The sequence below is a fragment of the Pseudanabaena sp. CCNP1317 genome, from assembly GCF_034931345.1.
Taxonomy (GTDB): Bacteria; Cyanobacteriota; Cyanobacteriia; order Pseudanabaenales; family Pseudanabaenaceae; genus Pseudanabaena; species Pseudanabaena galeata.
Window position 1 is genome coordinate 1 of the sequence record NZ_JAYGIF010000093.1, and the last position, 929, is coordinate 929.

At 64.5% G+C, this 929-nt stretch carries 1 protein-coding gene; it reads right to left on the reverse strand.

Annotated elements, in window-relative coordinates; all coding sequences use genetic code 11:
- Positions 1-929, reverse strand: a 929-nt coding sequence (locus VB775_RS15730; RefSeq protein ID WP_323216878.1) for a DNA topoisomerase, incomplete at both ends; no start/stop codon positions are given.

Genomic DNA, 929 nt, shown 5'->3' on the forward strand with positions numbered 1-929 from the left:
CGGCGCCGGCTGCACTTCCGCCTTCGCGTGGATGAGCGTCTCGAGCGCCGTGCCGAGTTGATCCTTGAACGGGCCGTAGAACCGCCTGAGCACCTCGACCCAGTCGAGATTGTCGCTCTCGATCTTGTCGAGTTCGTTCTCGAGTTCGCGGGTGTACCCGACCTCCATGATGTCGGGGAACGCCTCGCTCAGTTTGTCGGTGACGACCTCGCCCAGGTCCGTCGAATGGAAGCGGCGATCGCCGGGCGGCTGCTCGACATACTTGCGGTCCTGGATCACCTGGATGATCGAGGCGTAGGTCGAGGGGCGGCCGATGCCCTCGCTCTCAAGCATCTTGATGAGCGACGCTTCGGTGTAGCGCGGCGGCGGGCTGGTGAACTTCTGCTGCGGTTCGATGTCGAACGGCGAGAGTTTCTGCCCTTCGCTGAGTTCGGGGAGCGTCTGCTCGTCGCTGGCGATCGGCACGCCGGCGACCTTGTAGAAGCCGTCGAACGCGAGCACGCGGCCGGTCGCCTTGAAGACTAGGGGCTTGGACGCGTCTTTGCCGCCCTCGATAAGCACGCTCGTCGAGTCCCACTGCGCCGGAGTCATCTGCGAGGCGATGAATCGCTCCCAGATCACGCGGTAGAGCTTGAGCATGTCCTCGCCGTTGCGGACCTTCTTGAGGTCGCTCGCGATGCGCTCTGGCGAGTGCTCAAGGGAAGTGGGGCGGATCGCCTCGTGTGCTTCCTGCGCCGCCTTGTTCGAAGACGAGAAGAAGTTCGGCTTCTCGGGCAAGTACTTCGGCCCGTGCTTCGAGGAGATGTGCTCGCGCGCCATGTCGATCGCTTCGCGCGAGAGGTGCGTCGAATCGGTGCGCATGTAGGTGATGAGCCCGACGGCGCCGACGCCCTTGATGTCGACGCCTGCGTAGAGGCCCTGCGCGGCGC